This is a genomic window from Chitinophaga sp., from assembly GCF_035761305.1.
Taxonomy (GTDB): Bacteria; Bacteroidota; Bacteroidia; order Chitinophagales; family Chitinophagaceae; genus Chitinophaga.
In genome coordinates this window covers 1-15,749 of sequence record NZ_DASTRI010000160.1, presented here as the reverse complement: position 1 = coordinate 15,749, position 15,749 = coordinate 1, and the positions used below count along the sequence as shown (strand labels likewise).

14 protein-coding genes and 1 pseudogene are annotated in these 15,749 nt (G+C 48.6%); 7 read left to right on the top strand and 8 right to left on the bottom strand.

All coding sequences use genetic code 11. The features are described from left to right. Both VFS25_RS13960 and VFS25_RS25355 read right to left on the bottom strand, forming a co-directional pair. The coding region (locus VFS25_RS13960) for a hypothetical protein (protein WP_326462771.1) at positions 1-1,255 on the bottom strand (1,255 nt) is incomplete at its 3' end. A 63-nt stretch (positions 1,256-1,318) separates the two neighbouring features. Beyond that, positions 1,319-1,567, bottom strand: a pseudogene (locus VFS25_RS25355) (carboxypeptidase regulatory-like domain-containing protein); the annotation flags it as partial. Between the two features lie 278 nt (positions 1,568-1,845). Here VFS25_RS25355 and VFS25_RS13955 point away from each other — a divergent pair. From VFS25_RS13955 to VFS25_RS13940, 4 genes are all read left to right on the top strand, one after another. Next, complete coding sequence (locus tag VFS25_RS13955) at positions 1,846-2,316, top strand: MauE/DoxX family redox-associated membrane protein (RefSeq protein ID WP_326462770.1); 471 nt, start codon at positions 1,846-1,848, stop codon at positions 2,314-2,316. A 661-nt stretch (positions 2,317-2,977) separates the two neighbouring features. After that, positions 2,978-3,988, top strand: a complete 1,011-nt coding sequence (locus tag VFS25_RS13950) for a FecR family protein (protein WP_326462769.1) — start codon at positions 2,978-2,980, stop codon at positions 3,986-3,988. A 67-nt stretch (positions 3,989-4,055) separates the two neighbouring features. Continuing rightward, positions 4,056-6,020: a glycoside hydrolase family 97 protein gene (locus VFS25_RS13945; RefSeq protein ID WP_326462768.1), complete on the top strand. Its 1,965-nt coding sequence runs from the start codon at positions 4,056-4,058 to the stop codon at positions 6,018-6,020. An 11-nt stretch (positions 6,021-6,031) separates the two neighbouring features. Beyond that, positions 6,032-7,795: a DUF885 domain-containing protein gene (locus VFS25_RS13940; RefSeq protein ID WP_326462767.1), complete on the top strand. Its 1,764-nt coding sequence runs from the start codon at positions 6,032-6,034 to the stop codon at positions 7,793-7,795. Positions 7,796-8,036: 241 nt separating this feature from the next. On the opposite strand, the gene VFS25_RS13935 is transcribed toward VFS25_RS13940, so the two are convergent. Then, complete coding sequence (locus tag VFS25_RS13935; protein WP_326462766.1) at positions 8,037-8,897, bottom strand: DUF1080 domain-containing protein; 861 nt, start codon at positions 8,895-8,897, stop codon at positions 8,037-8,039. Between the two features lie 345 nt (positions 8,898-9,242). Between VFS25_RS13935 and VFS25_RS13930 the strand changes: the two genes are divergently transcribed. After that, entirely contained in the window at positions 9,243-9,986 is a 744-nt protein-coding gene (locus tag VFS25_RS13930; RefSeq protein ID WP_326462765.1) for an SRPBCC family protein, read from the top strand. Then, complete coding sequence (locus tag VFS25_RS13925; RefSeq protein WP_326462764.1) at positions 9,983-10,612, top strand: hypothetical protein; 630 nt, start codon at positions 9,983-9,985, stop codon at positions 10,610-10,612. Before VFS25_RS13930 ends, VFS25_RS13925 begins: the two co-directional genes overlap by 4 nt. Before the next feature lie 147 nt (positions 10,613-10,759). On the opposite strand, the gene VFS25_RS13920 is transcribed toward VFS25_RS13925, so the two are convergent. The 5 genes from VFS25_RS13920 to VFS25_RS13900 all read right to left on the bottom strand — a co-directional run bounded on the left by VFS25_RS13920 (position 10,760) and on the right by VFS25_RS13900 (position 15,163). Continuing rightward, the gene (locus VFS25_RS13920; RefSeq protein ID WP_326462763.1) at positions 10,760-11,284 is read right to left on the bottom strand and encodes a hypothetical protein; all 525 of its coding nucleotides are present in this window, start codon (positions 11,282-11,284) and stop codon (positions 10,760-10,762) included. Between the two features lie 133 nt (positions 11,285-11,417). Continuing rightward, positions 11,418-11,729, bottom strand: coding sequence for a YtxH domain-containing protein (locus VFS25_RS13915; RefSeq protein ID WP_326462762.1), 312 nt, complete (start codon positions 11,727-11,729; stop codon positions 11,418-11,420). A gap of 108 nt (positions 11,730-11,837) precedes the next feature. After that, positions 11,838-13,085 (bottom strand): TlpA disulfide reductase family protein, encoded by a 1,248-nt coding sequence (locus tag VFS25_RS13910; RefSeq protein WP_326462761.1) that lies wholly within the window; start codon positions 13,083-13,085, stop codon positions 11,838-11,840. Between the two features lie 255 nt (positions 13,086-13,340). Next, a complete protein-coding gene (locus VFS25_RS13905) occupies positions 13,341-14,009 on the bottom strand; it encodes a YggS family pyridoxal phosphate-dependent enzyme (protein WP_326462760.1) in 669 nt (222 codons plus the stop codon). Between the two features lie 14 nt (positions 14,010-14,023). Then, a complete protein-coding gene (locus tag VFS25_RS13900) occupies positions 14,024-15,163 on the bottom strand; it encodes an acyl-CoA dehydrogenase (RefSeq protein ID WP_326462759.1) in 1,140 nt (379 codons plus the stop codon). A gap of 240 nt (positions 15,164-15,403) precedes the next feature. On the opposite strand from VFS25_RS13900, the gene VFS25_RS13895 reads away from it, so the two are divergent. After that, on the top strand, positions 15,404-15,749 hold a 346-nt coding region (locus VFS25_RS13895; RefSeq protein ID WP_326462758.1), incomplete at its 3' end, for an arginase family protein.

The following is a 15,749-nucleotide window of genomic DNA, read 5'->3' as shown; positions in this document are numbered from 1 at the left end:
TCAAGCTATCGTTAAGTTGATCATATGCCCGCTTTGCCTCATTAAAGTCCCTGGTAAGTTTGCCGGTTGTTGTATAGTTCCGTATTTGCGCATAAAAAAAGTCTAAAAAGTAGTTCTTAAAAAGCGGCTCAGAATAGGTAACAGATAACTGTACCAGCCGATGCCGGCTATCCTGTTCATTCAGCTGATTAACAGTATCACGGCCAGGTTCTCCAACAGGTTCAATAAACAGATTATTGGACCTGTTATATCCTTCTTGTCGGTTAACATTATTCATAAAATAAAAATTAGCCCCCAGCTTTCGGCCTTTCTTTTTGAACTGTTTACCAAAGAAAATGGATGCGCCGGCATTGGGTGCTTTGGCTGTATTATTATTAAAAAGCTGTCCACTGTTTACAAGACGATGTTCTCCATCCGATGACTCGTAAATGTCCTGCTGCAGATTATCCGTAGACATAAAATTTAAGCTTCCTGTAACCATCAAATAATGAAGAGTATCCGGCCGGTATTCAGTACGCATATCTATTATATGGTTTGTTTGGCTGGTTACTCTGACCGACTGCTGATTATAATAATAAGTAGTATCCGGCAGCAAGTTTTGCCGTGTACTGGTTTGTTCATTTTCTGTTCGGTTACTATTTGTCATATAACTGGCACTTACCTTCAACTCATCACTTAAATCTTTATTGTAATTAACTCCTCCATTCCAACTCCTGGTTATCCCATTTACCCCTATTCCCTGCCCTGTTCCTTGTAAAAAGCCCGTATTATTCACATTATTAGCTCCTCCCAAAAAAGAAACCTGTTCTCCCTCTCCAAATCGGTTAATACTCAGATTCCCTGCAAAACGGCCCTCTGTTCCTGCCCCTGCTGCCATACTGCCTAAAAATTGGTCGTTCTTCTCCTTCAGGATTACATTGATCTCCTTGTCACGCTGGGCATCCTCCATACCCATAAACTGTGCCTGATCACTTTTTCTGTCAATCAGCTGCACCTTATCAATCATATCCGCCGGCAGGTTCCTGGTGGCCAGCTTAGGATCATCTCCAAAAAAAGGCTTTCCATCTACCAATATATTCTTTACGGTTTCTCCATTCACTTTAATGGTGCCATCCGCCGCAATCTCTACCCCGGGCAGCTTTTTCAGCAGCTCTTCCATTACTGCATTTTCACGGGGCTTATAATAACCGGCATTAAATTCCAGGGTATCTTTCTTTACCACCATGGGTGCGCGCACTTCTACTATTTCAACCATGCCCAGGGTAACACCGCTTTTTTGTAAGCCAATGCTGCCAAGGTCCAGCAGTGTATCCGTAACAGTAATGGCTTTCAGCTGCTGCTGGTAACCAAGGTATGTGATGTATAGCTGGTACCTGCCCGAAGGTACCGCCCCCAGTATAAAAGCGCCATTCTTGTCTGTAAAGGCAGTAGCTGCATGAGAAGAGTCTTTTGCATGCACCAGCGCTACCGTAGCACCGGCCAGCGGTTGTTGGGTTTCCTGGTCTTTTATACGTCCTTTTACCTGGCTGTATGGAATTGCCTGGGGCCATGCGTGGAGGGAACACATAGCAAAAAGCACGATGAGGAGGATTTTACTCATCAGGGTTGTTATAAAGGGTCCTTTAATGGTTCCCGCATATAAGCGGAGTTATTCTTTTACCGGTACTGTAATTTAAGAAGTAAATATTAATAACAGGGGCATAACCGCCATAATTTATACCTGCAATGCCGTTGCAGCAACATGCGTTATATTATCCTCACTGTTCCTCACCCCTGACCTAAATGTCTACCCCAAATGACCGGAATGAACACCGCCCTATGCATCGCAAAATCCTACATTCGGATATGCTCAAAAGAACCATTCCTTCCATTGTTGCACACCTATTGGTAGTGCTTTTCTTATACACCGGTATCAGTAAGCTCATGGAGTATACTGTTTTCAAGGAACAAATAGCTGCCTCCCCTATTCTCGCACCCATTGCGCCATTTGTTGCCTGGGCGCTGCCGTTGACTGAATTTATAGTTGCTGTTTTATTATTCATCCCGGCATGGCGGCTGCGGGGATTATATGCATCGTTTATACTGATGCTGATGTTTACCGGTTACGTAATTGCGCTCGTTAGTTTCAGTAAAGAGCTGCCTTGCAGCTGTGGCGGTGTGCTGCAGGAAATGAGCTGGAGCCAGCATATTGTATTTAACAGCGTGTTCACCCTGCTGGCGCTGGTTGCTACTTTGCTTGAAAGAAAAAACCGTAAAAGCAGGCAAGCCACGGAAGCTCCCGGCACATTGCATTCATTTAAAGGTTCTGCAGTTTAAAGCAAAATCTTTTTGTAAAGCGCTTCAATAACGCCCATAAGGCATTGCAGTAGCTATATGCCTGCCATCTTTGTGTTAACAATACACTATATCCTCTTCTAAAGGCGGCAACAACGCGTGATACCTGCCATACCTATTCCCGCCGGCAATAAGTACTGCCTATTAATATTGTCGCATATTGCTTGTACGCACGCGGGGAGCTAATTTAAACAGTAGCTGCCTCCCGGGCAATCTTCCTCCTGCTAATGGCCAATGCCACAATAAGAAGTTGTTACCGGTAATCATTCCAGGCAAAAATTTCCAACCTTCTTTAGTAATTGCTGCACCGGGCTTTCTGTACCGGGTTATTATTACCATTCATTAAAGCAGTCCGGGTTATTCCGCTGAGCTAATCCGGGAAGCAAATTAATGCTGCTGCACTTATGCTGCCGGCGCCGAACATTAACTACCTATTAACCATAAAACGCTCATAATGAATAGTACACGATTAAACTAATTCGTGTATTATTAGTGGTAGTGTAGGTGAAGCACCCCCTGTCCTTGCACTTTTCAATGAACTAAAGTGATGCAGGTATATCCCTATGCCGTAGCAAGCTTATTGTTCTTCTCCGGATTAATATTCATGTACAACTATGAAATCAAATTTTATTAATAAATACTTATGAACCTCTTCTTTTACTTTTTAAAAGTACTAAACAAACTGTTTGACCCTCCTGCCTATAAACCGCTCCTGAAATATAAAACACAGGTGCTACGGCTGCTTTCCAGGATATTCGGCCGCAATACCCGCACCGCTCTTGCAATACTGCTGCTACTGGTTATTATAGGTTACGGTATATATCGATTGCAGCAAAAGGAAACAGCAATAGCAGCTGCTCCTGCAGCAAAGGAAGCTGCAGGCATTACCTGGAAAGGCGCGGATAACCGCATTATTAACATTGGGAAAATAGCGTCTACCTATTACGTTAGTGGCGGAGAGCTAACGGCAGATAGTTCAATGGTGCATTTTATAACCCATAATAACAGTAACCTGGGCGGCTACCATATGCTTTTTGTACCGAAAGGTTACATTTATAAATTAATACTGCCCGACAGTACTATTGTAGAATTAAATGCCGATTCATGGATTCGTATACCGGCTGACTATGGCTGCCTGAAACGTGAGCTGTTCTTTGAAGGCGAAGCATTTTTTGATATTGCACCGGACGCCCGGCGGCTGCTGACCATTCATAGCGGCCCGGTAGATGTGCTGGCACTGGGCACCTCCGTGAATATAAACAATTATGATGGCAACAATATACAGGTAGCGCTGGTAGAAGGTTCTGTGATTGTTAGCACAACAGACAGGAAAAAGCAGCTAAAGGCCGGAGAAGCTGCTACCGTTGAAAAATACACCAGCCTTATGGCCATTGACACATTTTCACTTACACACACATTAGGATGGCGGCGGGGCCGTTACGATGCACAGTGTAAAACAATGAAGGAAATAGCAGCGGTTATGGAAAGATGGTATAATATTAAAGTGGTGTTCGACAACCCCGACCTGGCCAGCCAGGTATTGAGCGGCGCGCTTTTCAGAAACCAGCCGCCTGAAAAATACCTCAAAAATTTTAAAGATCTGGGACTGCTCGATTATTATATGGACGATGAGAGCACCCTGCACCTGAAATAAGGAGAAAACAATGCTACCATTTTTAATGATCCCTTCCTATTTTGCAGGATCATTAAACCTTGCATGCATGAATAAACTCCTTCCCGGCATCTGCCTGTTGCTGGCGCCCATTATCAGCCACGCTACCGATTATGACCTTACCTCACCGGATAAGAAGATCTCCGTAAAAGTACAGGTTACCAATACCCTGCAATGGTCTGTCAGCTATAACAATGAAACCCTGCTGCTGCCCAGCGCCATCCGTATGGAGCTGGCTAACGGCATGGTACTGGGACAAACACCCGTGCTTAAAAAACAGCAGCGCAATACGGTAAATGGTACAATAGATGCCGTGGTGCCCGTAAAACAGGCGCATATACCGGAGCAGTACAACGAGCTGCGCCTGTCGTTCAAAGGCAATTATGCCGTATGCTTCCGCGCCTATAACGACGGCGTGGCCTACCGCTTTGAAACTGCCCTGGGCAAGGAGATTACCGTAAAAAGTGAGCCCATACAATACCAGCTGCCGGAAGACGAACGCAGCTGGTGGCCGGTAGACGGCCATGTATCGCCTACCTTCCAGAGCCACTACGAATATAAGTTTGAAGACACCAGCATTGCCAAAATATCCGATAAGCTGTACGCCGGCCTGCCCATTTACCTGAGCTCTCCCAGGGGCACTAAAATGGTGATCACCGAAGCTAACCTGCACGATTATCCCAACCAGTTCCTGTTTGGCACCAACGGCAATGCCCTGAAAGTGCAGTTTCCACCCGTAATATTAAAGGAGGAGCTGTCCGGCGACCGGAACACAAAGATCCTGCAGAACGCTGATTATATCGCCAAAACCAGCGGCACCCGCACCTTTCCCTGGCGCACGCTTATTATAAGCCCGGATGATAAAGGACTGCTGGAAAATGAGCTGGTATATAAGCTGGCCGCCCCCAACACGCTTGAAAACACCAGCTGGATAAAGCCCGGAAAAGTATCGTGGGACTGGTGGAACGCCAACAATATTTATGGGGTTGACTTCCGCGCCGGCATTAACACCGCCACCTATAAATATTATATTGATTTTGCCGCTAAGTACGGCCTGGAATATATTATCCTGGACGAAGGCTGGACCCGCAGCACGCTGGACATCCTGCACTCCACCCCGCAGCTGGACATGCCCGAGCTGGTAAGCTATGCCAAAAGCAAAAACGTAGGCATTATCCTGTGGGTATTATGGAACGCCCTGGATGAACACATGACCGAAGCGCTGGACCTGTACGCCTCCTGGGGCATTAAAGGCATTAAGGTAGATTTTATGCAGCGCGGCGACCAGTGGATGGTGAACTTTTACGAACGCACCGCGCAGGAATGCGCCAAACGCCATATGCTGGTGGATTACCATGGCGCCTATAAGCCCGTTGGCCTTAACCGCACCTACCCTAACGTGATCAACTTTGAAGGCGTAAAAGGACTGGAAAACAGCAAAGGCGGTAACGACATCACGCCCGGTCACGATGTTACCCTGCCCTTTACCCGCATGGTAGCCGGCCCTATGGACTACACGCCCGGCGCTATGCTAAACGCCAATAAATCCAACTTCCGCCATGTGTTCTCTGAACCCATGAGCCAGGGCACCCGCTGCCACCAGGCAGCCATGTACGTAGTGTATGATGCGCCGCTGCAAATGCTGTGCGACAATCCATCCAACTACCTGAAAGAACCGGAATACACCCGGTTCATAGCACAGGTGCCTACCACCTGGGACACTACCGTAGCCCTGCAGGGCAAGGCCGGTGAATATGTAGCCCTTGCACGTAAAAAAGGCGATACCTGGTACATTGGCGCCATGACCAACTGGGAAGCCCGCCACCTGGACCTGGATCTCAGCTTCCTGGGCAGCGGCAGCTACCAGCTCGAAGCCGTGGAAGACGGCATTAATGCCGATGAACATGCCGCAGATTACCGGTTCCATAAACAAACTGTAACCGCTGCAGACCATGTAACCGTGCAAATGAGCAAGGGCGGCGGATGGATGGCTGTATTAAAAGCTGCACACTAAATCTCCCCGTTATGCATAAACACCTGCTTTACACCCTGGCAATGGCTGGCCTGCTGGCCGCCTGTAACCAGGGACAAAAAGAACCCCGCGCTGCCGGCGATGGTAATAAAGATACCACGCAGAGCGCGGCCTTCCGCCGGTATGAAAACCACTTCATTGACGCGCTGTGGAAAATATCGCCCGAGTGGGCCACCAATGTGGGCTATCATAAATACGACAGCGTGCTGGTAATACCGGATGCCGCGGCGCAACAGCAGGAGCTGGCCTTTGTGCAGCAGCAACAGGATTCGTTAAAGACCTATGACACCACTAAGCTTGGCAGCGCCCTGCTCATAGATTATTACCTGATCAGTAACCAGCTGGAACAGCGCAAATGGGAGATCACAAAGGCGAAAACAAATGAGTGGGACCCCTCTGTATACAACGTGGGCGGCACATTTGCAGTTATTCTCAATGAGCCGTATGCCCCGTTGGACGAGCGCCTGCACAGCTTTTACCTGCGCCTGGCAAATGTGCCGGCCTATTATGCAGCCGCCAAACAGCGGATCAGCAACCCGGTGCCGGAGCTTACCCAGCTTGCACAGGACCAGAACCTGGGCGGCCTTTCCATTTTCCAGAAAGACCTGGCCGATTCAGTGAAAAAAAGCGGTTTGTCTGCCGGGGACAAAAAGCAATTGCTGGAACGCGCGCAAACTGCCGCCAATGCCATCAAAGACTTTGCCGCCTGGCTAAAGGCCCTGAAGGTAGAGCATCCGCGCAGTTTTCGCCTGGGAAAAGATTTGTATGAAGATAAATTCAGGTACAACATACAATCCATGTACACTGCGGCGCAGATCTATGACTCCGCCATGGCGCGCAAAGCATGGGTACATGGGCAAATGGCCCGCATCAGCCGGGAGCTGTGGCCCAAATACTTCGGGAACGCCCCGGTGCCAACCGATTCACTGGTGCTCATCAAACGCATGATAGACACGCTTTCCATCCAGCATGTAAAGCCGTCGGAATTTCAGCAGGCTATTGAAAAGCAGCTGCCTGCGCTCACTGCCTTCATCAAGGAAAAAGACCTGCTGTATATAGATCCTGCCAAGCCGCTGAAAGTGCGCAAGGAACCGGGCTACATGGCCGGCGTGGCCGGTGCTTCCATCAGCGCGCCCGGCCCCTATGATAAAAACGGCAACACCTATTACAACGTAGGCAGCCTGGAAGGATGGCCGGCGGCTAAAGCCGAAAGCTTTCTGCGGGAGTACAACCAGTACATTCTGCAGATACTGGACATACACGAAGCCATCCCCGGCCACTACACCCAGCTGGTGTACGCCAACCAATCGCCCAGCCTTATAAAATCCCTGCTCTCCAACGGCGCCATGATAGAAGGATGGGCCGTATATACGGAGCAGATGATGCTGGAGAACGGCTATGGCAATAATGCGCCTGAAATGTGGCTGATGTGGTATAAATGGAACCTGCGCACTGTTTGCAACACCATACTGGATTACAGCGTGCATGTAAAAAACATGTCGAAGGAAGACGCCATACAGCTGCTTACACAGCAGGCCTTTCAACAGCAGGCAGAGGCGGAAGGTAAATGGAAGCGTGTAAGCGTAACCAGTGTGCAGCTAACCAGCTATTACACCGGCTTTAAAGAGATCATTGACCTGCGTGAGGCGTATAAAGAGAAGCTGGGCAGCCGGTATAACCTGAAAGACTTCAATGAAAAGTTCCTGAGCTATGGCAATGCGCCGGTAAAATACATCCGGCAGCTGATGCTGCAGTAAAGTAAGATAACAGTAATAAAGAAGGGAATGCGGTATTGCTGCATTCCCTTCTTTATTGGCGGCGACTGGTACCGTATTTGTGTTACCAGGGTAAAACTGTAAGTTATGAAACGGCAGAATGTGTTTTTACTGCTGGTGCTGGCGCCGCTGATTGCAGCCAGCTGTGCAACGCCGCCTAAACCGCCGCGTCCACCAAGGCCGCCCCATCCACCAAGGCCGCCGCATGGTATGATACAGCCCGCTAGTCCTGCTGCTTACTGGGCCTGGTACTCTCCTGCAGCTCATGTATCACCTCGTTGAGCTTTACAGGATCATTCATGTAAGGCTCCAGGTCAAATACGGCTATTTTACGGAAATCTGTAGGCGCGCTTTCACCCTGCAGGGCAATATAGCCTTCTGTTAACAGCTGCCCGTCTTTTTTTACCGCAGGATCGTAGTTGGTTACTGAACCGCCGCCAATCTGCGGCTTGGTGTAAGTAAGTACGGTATCGCCTTCTACAATATGCCTGATCACCGAATCGCGGAGCACCAGGGCCGATACGGTTACCCACTGATCGCCGGCATAGGTTTTTGAAGTAGAGGAAATACAATGTTCGGTAATAAGCTTACCGTTCATTACCACATTTGTGCCTGGGGTGCACAGGTTGCCGGTAGTGCGGGGGTCTGTTCCATTACCTCCTAACAGCTGCACTTCCAGCGAGATCGGGAAGTCCTGGTCTTTACCCATACTGGCTGCCGACTGGGAGTGGATCATGGCGCCGTTATTTCGTATAGCCCATGCCGGGCCGCCGTTCACCTGCTTATCTACAAAACGGTATTCTACCACCAGCAGGTAGGCGCTGAATTTTTTCTTATAGAAGATATGTCCGAAACGGTCATTAAATTTATCATACCCATCATAGCGCACTTTCAATAATCCGTCTTCTACCCTGAATGTATTTGCGAAATTATCATTCAGTTCATGACCGGTGATCTTAATATCCCAATCTTTCAGGTCTTTACCGTTAAACAGCTGTATCCATTTATCAGAAAGCTTGTCGGCTTTTTGTGCCTGACAGCCGAAACCTGCGAAAAGAAAAAGTGCGATGAGTAATTTTTGCATGGAAAAACAAAGGTTTATTTAATTACGAATTACGATTACAAGCGCAATATGTTGATGCGCCTTTGGAATTAATTATGGTGATGAATAACCGAATGCAGCGAAGCATCCATTACGTGGAATGTAACACTTACAAGATAGTTATACCTGCGGGTATTTACAAAGGGTTTTGCAGGATGTATTAAAGTTAAGAAACGTGGGTACATTTCTATACACCCCCGTATTATTTATTCCACAACAGACTGCTGTTGCATGCATTCAATACATTGAAATACAATCACTTGCAATCATAACATCAAAGCAGCAAGGTTTTAGCGGTAAACTATTCATAATCAAAATGTTCTTACCATGAGTTCTTATAACACATTGCTGAATGGCCATGGCCAGCATGAGGCGCCCACCGCAGGGCCTTTGTACGATAGCAGTAACATATTGAATGTAAGCAGGGAAGGACGCCTGGCCTCCATTGTTGCAGGTTCTCTCATTGCCAGCACGGCCATTGGCAGTATTACCAAACACCCTTTCAGGAGTTTGGCCCGGCTGGCAGTAGGCGGCTACCTGCTCTACCGCGGCCTTTCAGGCAACTGCCCTATTTCTGCCGCCATTGAGCAGCGCACCGGCCGGCACACTACAGCCATTAATATCCGCAGCTCCATGATCATTAACAAACCGCGGGAAGAGGTATATGCTTTCTGGCGCCAGCTAGGTAACCTGCCCCTGTTTATGCGGCACCTGGAGCAGGTGGATGAGCGCGACAGCATACACTCCCGCTGGATAGCGCGCGGCCCCGGCGGTGTAGGCACGGTAGAATGGGAAGCAGAAATTGTTAAGGAGGAACCCGGCTCCCTGCTTGGCTGGCGTTCCATTGCAGGCTCGCAGGTAGCTACTGCCGGACGCGTAACATTTGAAGATGCTGCCAACGGGGGCACTGCCATGAAAATCATGATCACCTACCGGCCCCCGGCCGGTTATGTGGGCACCAGCCTGGCCTGGCTACTGAACTCCGCATTTGAACGTATTGTGCAGGAAGATATACAGCGCTTTAAACATTTTATGGAAACGGGCGCTGTGGTAAATGAGGAAAAATTATGATACACATAAAATCCGCAGGTGCTTGTGAAAAGCCGGTACCGCTGCAGCACGCCGGCAGCCAGCATACTACGGTGCATACGGTTACCTGCGCTACTGTAGACGCATGTATTCAACGTTATAACATTGCAAAGGAAAAATTGCTGGAAGTGAACCGCTGGCACCAGTTCAGTGGTTCACTCTCCGCCAACTTCACACTTACGGATAGTGACGGGCATGTGCTGGATCATAAGGCACAGGAAGGTGACCACATCCGTGTTGACTTGCCGGGCCCGGGATCCCGGACCGGTAAGGGATATGACTGGGTGAAGATTGAAAAGATAGAGGACCGCAGCACCCCATCGGGCAACTGCGCTTATATTGCCATTCGTGTACGTCCGTCAGGTAATCCTTACCACCACACGGATGGAAAACCCGCACACTTTTATGATGAAGAAGCCACCAGCTCATTTGTAATAGAACGGGTGGGCACCAGCCTCAGAGCCTGCGTGTATGGCCGCAATGAAATGCCTAATTCGCACCCGGATAATATCCTGGACAAGGTGCGCAACTGGCTCATAGCCTTGCCTGCAGCCGCAGGACTGGCCAAGCCGCAATGGAAATCACTGGTAAAAGGACTGCTGAAATGATGTGCGGATGTGCAAATGTGCAGATGATAAAAACGTGTAAATGTGACGATGTGCGATGCGTAAAACGGCGCATGCCTAAATACAAAAAAGCCTGGCAATGCCAGGCTTCTTCATTATGAAATTTAAATATCTTCCATCATCTGCACATCAGTCTTTATCTCCTCCCAGGCTGTATTCATTATTCTCCTCATCTTCGCCGCCAATATCTTCCTGGTCGTTATCCAGCTCGGCGCCGGGTACATCCAGCTGTTCGGCCGGTTCTTCGTCTGACTCGGCATCGGTATCTTTTACCAGGGCATCGCGGTTGCGTACAGATTCATCTTCTCCCGCATCCATGTCTTCCTCTGCAGGCCCCAGTGCGACCAGGTCTTCAGCAGTTACGTCGGCATCAGTACCGGGCAGTATTTCCGGGGTTTCGTCTTCTTCCACGGGCTCCATATCTTCCGCAGATCCAGGATCGGGAAATTCCCCTGAAGGCGTAAAATATTCCACACTTTCTTTGGCTTCCAGGTCGGCCTGTGTAGGAATGAACGCTTCATCCGCAGGCAGTTCAGGATCATCTTGTGCGGAAGTAGGATCATCATGTTCGGGAGGAGATTGTTTTGGCGTATGATCCGTATTGTTGGGTTTGTTGTGTTCCTTTACCGGATCATTGGGACGTTTGCTTTGCATAATTAAATAATGAGCGGTGAAAGGTAAGGGTACAATAGTGGATGAAAGAAAACCTGCTGCCCTTTGATAGTTCCAGGAGATGCAATTGATCTCCCGGAATAACAAAGGAATCATTTAACAGTGCTGCTTGCCATCAGCTATTTTGTTGCGCTACTTCACTCTTGAATTTATCGTAAGAGCTTTTGCTTTCATCTATTAAACGCAATATCCTTTCGCGTACATCATCCTTCAGGCCGGTTACTTCGTGCTCAAAAACCCTTTTTAATTCAGTAAGATCGTCAGAACCCTTTCCTATGATACGGCTAATCCTGTAACGCCAGTTTCCGGCTGTATAGCGAATCTTTCTCCTGGTTTCTTCCCCGCTATCCGGGGCAACCATCAATCCTATCAACACACCTGTGGCTAAACCGGCCAACGCGCCTGATAAGAATTTCGTTGTGCTCATATGAATTATTTTTAAGGTTTAACTAATAGCACCAATAGGTGGAAACAATGTGTAGGCTGTTGTTTGTAAGGTTTCCAAATATCAGGCCAAAGCAGGTGAGCACGCCGCCTACTCGCTTAACATTTCATCTATAAGGCGATTGAAATCCGTTTTAAACTGTTCATAATGTTCGCCGGTGCCAGGGCCGGAAAAACCGGTATGCACTTCTTTTACATTGCCCTGCTTATCTACAAAAATGGTAGTGGGAAAACCTTTAATGGCTGTTAGCTGCGGCAATGTTTTTTCCGTACGCTGCGGATCAGCAGAGGTAACGCCGGTAATAAGCACCGGGTATTTTATATCAAAACGTTTCATGAAACCCGACAGCGATTTTTTTGACCGCTCAAAGTCTGTGGTACGCTCATAGGCCAGCGCTATCACCTCTACCCCACGTTGTTTGTTCTGCTCATACCATTTGGAAAGAAAACCTGTTTCATCCATGCAATTGGGGCACCAGGAACCCATAATGGTGATCACCACCACTTTATTTTTAAACCGCGCATCGCTCATGCTTACCTGGTGGCCGTTTATATCGGGGAAAGAGAAATTTAACCTGGATTGTCCCGGTTTAATACCTGCCAGCTTGGTTTCGTCGGGCAGCGCCGCATTCGCATCTTTACGGGCAGTCCATGCTTCTGTGGTGTTGCCAATACCGGCGTAAAAAACACCCTGTTCCAGTATATGCCTACCGGTAAGGCGCGCAGTAAAATAGTAAGCATGTGAACCGTCGAAGGTAGAAAGCTTCAGGGTATCTCCGTCCATTATGCCTTCCAGGAAACGGTAATCGCCGGTAGCAGTAAGAAAAGTACCGGTTACCTTATTGCCCTGTTGTTTGAACTCTCCTACCGCAAAGGAGCTGTTGTTTTTGCCAGGCGCGGTAAAATAAGTGGCCCAGCGCCCGCTTACATCTCCTTTGGCCGGCGTATGCTGGGTAAACCGCTCTTTTATGCCTGGTGCGGCAGTAAAAGGAATGCTCACATCCTGGCTGGCCAGGTGCCTTATCCACAGGCCTTTTAATGTACCATCCGGCTGACGGGCGGCCCTGAACTCGGAGTCAAAAAAAGGCATTTTTATGAAGATAGAGTCCTGCTGCTCCTGTATATCATCTACGAGTAAACGGTCGCCGGCATTCAGGATATACCAAACGGTATGACCGTTTTTTTCAGCTGCTTCCACGTTAAATACAATGTCCGCACCGTCGGCACGATGCAGGCGGGCCTGCCAGGCGCCTTTGGCTAAAGGTTGCTGTGCGCGGGCAGCAAATGCGGTAAACAAGGTGAAACACAAAAAAGGGAGGATGGTTTTCAATTTTGTCATAGCCAGTCTATCAAATTAGTAGACAAATGTACGAAAAATGATGAAGGAAGGGGGGAAAATGTGCAAATGTGCAGATATGCAGGTGTGCGGATGGGAGAAACGGTCAAACCAGGAGGTGGGGAAATGTGCGGATAGAGAAACAGATAAATGTGCAGATGATGTGTTTCTCGCTGGCTACATCCGCCACCAATTTATACATCTATTCCCATTTATTCCCATCTGCACATCTGCACATTTGCATATCTGCACATCTGCTTACCTTGCCCCGAACAACAGGCTGCCTATACGTACCAGTGTGCTGCCGGCCTGTAACGCCAGGTGGTAATCGCCGCTCATACCGGTGGACAGCTCCCGGAAGTAATCGTGCCCGGTAAAGTAACGCGCTTTTACAGCAGCGTGCAACGCTTTCAGCTGCTGGAATTCCTTTAACACCTGCGCCGCATTATCAGTGTTGGTGGCCATTCCCATGAGGCCTGCAATGCGGATGTTCGGCAACGGCTGCTGCTGCCATTGCTGCAGCAGCGCCTCCAGCTCGGCGGCATCCATCCCGAACTTGGTTTCCTCTTCTGCAATATGCACCTGTAACAAACAATCAATTACCCGGTTATGCTTAGCGGCCTGCTTGCTGATCTCCTGCAGCAGCTTAAAGCTGTCAACCGCATGTATCATGCTTACAAAGGGTGCAATGTATTTTACCTTGTTGCTTTGCAAATGCCCGATGAAATGCCACTCCACATCTGCCGGCAGCTCCGGCTGCTTTTGCACCAGCTCCTGCACATAATTTTCACCAAATGCGCGCTGACCGGCATTGTACAATGCCTGGATATCTGCAACGGGTTTTATCTTGGAAACAGCCACCAGCCTGGCGCCATAAGGCTGCAAAGCAGCCAGCACCTGCTGGTAGGCGGGTAAGTTAACTGACATGGGCGCAAAGATAGCTATTGTAATATTGCCCTGCTAATCACAATACGCTGCACCTCTGAAGTGCCTTCATAGATCTGGGTGATCTTGGCATCGCGCATCAGGCGCTCAACATGGTATTCCTTTACATACCCGTAGCCGCCGTGCACCTGCACCGCTTCGGTAGTTACCCACATGGCCGTTTCAGAAGCATATACCTTAGCCATGGAGCCACTCAGGGTGTAATCCATGTGCTGGTCTTTTTGCCAGGCGGCTTTCAGGCATAGCAGGCGGGCAGCTTCAATACGTGTAGCCATATCCGCCAGCTTAAACTGGATGGCCTGGTGCTGTGATATTTCTTTGCCAAAAGCTTTTCTTTCCTTGGAGTATTTAAGGGCCAGCTCAAAAGCGCCGCTGGCAATGCCCAATGCCTGTGATGCAATACCAATGCGGCCTCCGGCCAGTGTTTTCATGGCAAACTTAAATCCAAACCCATCTTCGCCAATGCGGTTCTCTTTTGGCACCTTTACATCCTGGAACATAATGCTGTGCGTATCGCTGCCGCGGATGCCCAGCTTATTTTCCTTGGCGCCCACCACCACGCCCGGCCAGCTTTTTTCCACGATAAAGGCATTAATGCCTTTGCTGCCTTTTTCGGGATGGGTTTGTGCTATTACCAGGTAAGTACCGGCGGAGCTGCCGTTGGTGATCCAGTTCTTGGTGCCGTTGAGCAGGTAATGATCACCTTTATCTTCAGCGGTGGTACGTTGTGAAGTAGCATCGGAACCTGCTTCCGGCTCACTGAGCAAAAAAGCGCCTATCACTTCTCCTTTGGCCAGGGGCACCAGGTATTTTTGCTTCTGCTCCTCAGTGCCATAGGCTTCCAGCCCCCAGCATACCAGTGAATTGTTTACGCTCATACAAACAGAAGTGGAGGCATCTATTTTGGATATCTCTTCCATGGCCAGCACATAGGAAATAGTATCAAGGCCGGAGCCGCCGTATTTGGGGTCTACCATCATGCCTAAAAATCCAAGCGCTCCCAGTTTTTTGATTTGTGCGGCCGGAAATTTTTGCTGCTCGTCGCGCTCAATTACGCCGGGTAACAGCTCGTTCACGGCAAAGTCGCGGGCAGCCTTTTGTATCATCAGATGCTCTTCTGTTAATTCGTAATTCATAAGTAGTACGTGGTTTTGATGTAGATTAATATACCTGAGTCAGCAAATATACTGATGTATGCCCTTCCCCCGCACAACTGCAAAGAATTCAATGTTATCCATCATTCATCCATAAACATTGAACAAATTTTTACAAGCAAGCAGACTTATTGGAATTGGTTCAGTTTTTCAGCCCGCTTGCTGTAAAGCATAACAAATAATCGCCAATCATGATCCGTTAAAAACCTGTAGCTTGCTGATATGAAGAACATTAAGATCATTGAAGTTAAATCGGAAATAGGCGCCGGCACGCGCGGCGCCAGCCTGGGTATTGATGCAATTAAGATTGCAGCGCTGGACTTCATGAGCAATTTTTTTGTACACTTCCCCTCTGAGGTAATAGAAACGGAGAACAAGCTGTTGTTTGAGCCTATTGAGTCGCCGTTTGCCAAACGCATCAAAGGCATTTACACCCTGTATGAGCGCATCAGCAAAAGCGTGTATGATACGGTAAAGGCCAACTGGTTCCCCGTAGTGCTGTCCGGCGATCACAGCACCGCCGGCGCCACCATAGCCGGCCTTAAAATGGCGCACCCAAAAGCCAAGC

Excerpts from the sequence above, each read along its gene's own strand:
- VFS25_RS13955 (WP_326462770.1), top strand. The coding sequence starts at position 1,846 with ATGCTCAAAAGAACCATTCCTTCCATTGTTGCACACCTATTGGTAGTG.
- VFS25_RS13950 (WP_326462769.1), top strand. The coding sequence starts at position 2,978 with ATGAACCTCTTCTTTTACTTTTTAAAAGTACTAAACAAACTGTTTGAC.
- VFS25_RS13945 (WP_326462768.1), top strand. The coding sequence starts at position 4,056 with ATGAATAAACTCCTTCCCGGCATCTGCCTGTTGCTGGCGCCCATTATC.
- VFS25_RS13940 (WP_326462767.1), top strand. The coding sequence starts at position 6,032 with ATGCATAAACACCTGCTTTACACCCTGGCAATGGCTGGCCTGCTGGCC.
- VFS25_RS13935 (WP_326462766.1), bottom strand. The coding sequence starts at position 8,897 with ATGCAAAAATTACTCATCGCACTTTTTCTTTTCGCAGGTTTCGGCTGT.
- VFS25_RS13930 (WP_326462765.1), top strand. The coding sequence starts at position 9,243 with ATGAGTTCTTATAACACATTGCTGAATGGCCATGGCCAGCATGAGGCG.
- VFS25_RS13925 (WP_326462764.1), top strand. The coding sequence starts at position 9,983 with ATGATACACATAAAATCCGCAGGTGCTTGTGAAAAGCCGGTACCGCTG.
- VFS25_RS13920 (WP_326462763.1), bottom strand. The coding sequence starts at position 11,284 with ATGCAAAGCAAACGTCCCAATGATCCGGTAAAGGAACACAACAAACCC.
- VFS25_RS13915 (WP_326462762.1), bottom strand. The coding sequence starts at position 11,729 with ATGAGCACAACGAAATTCTTATCAGGCGCGTTGGCCGGTTTAGCCACA.
- VFS25_RS13910 (WP_326462761.1), bottom strand. The coding sequence starts at position 13,085 with ATGACAAAATTGAAAACCATCCTCCCTTTTTTGTGTTTCACCTTGTTT.
- VFS25_RS13905 (WP_326462760.1), bottom strand. The coding sequence starts at position 14,009 with ATGTCAGTTAACTTACCCGCCTACCAGCAGGTGCTGGCTGCTTTGCAG.
- VFS25_RS13900 (WP_326462759.1), bottom strand. The coding sequence starts at position 15,163 with ATGAATTACGAATTAACAGAAGAGCATCTGATGATACAAAAGGCTGCC.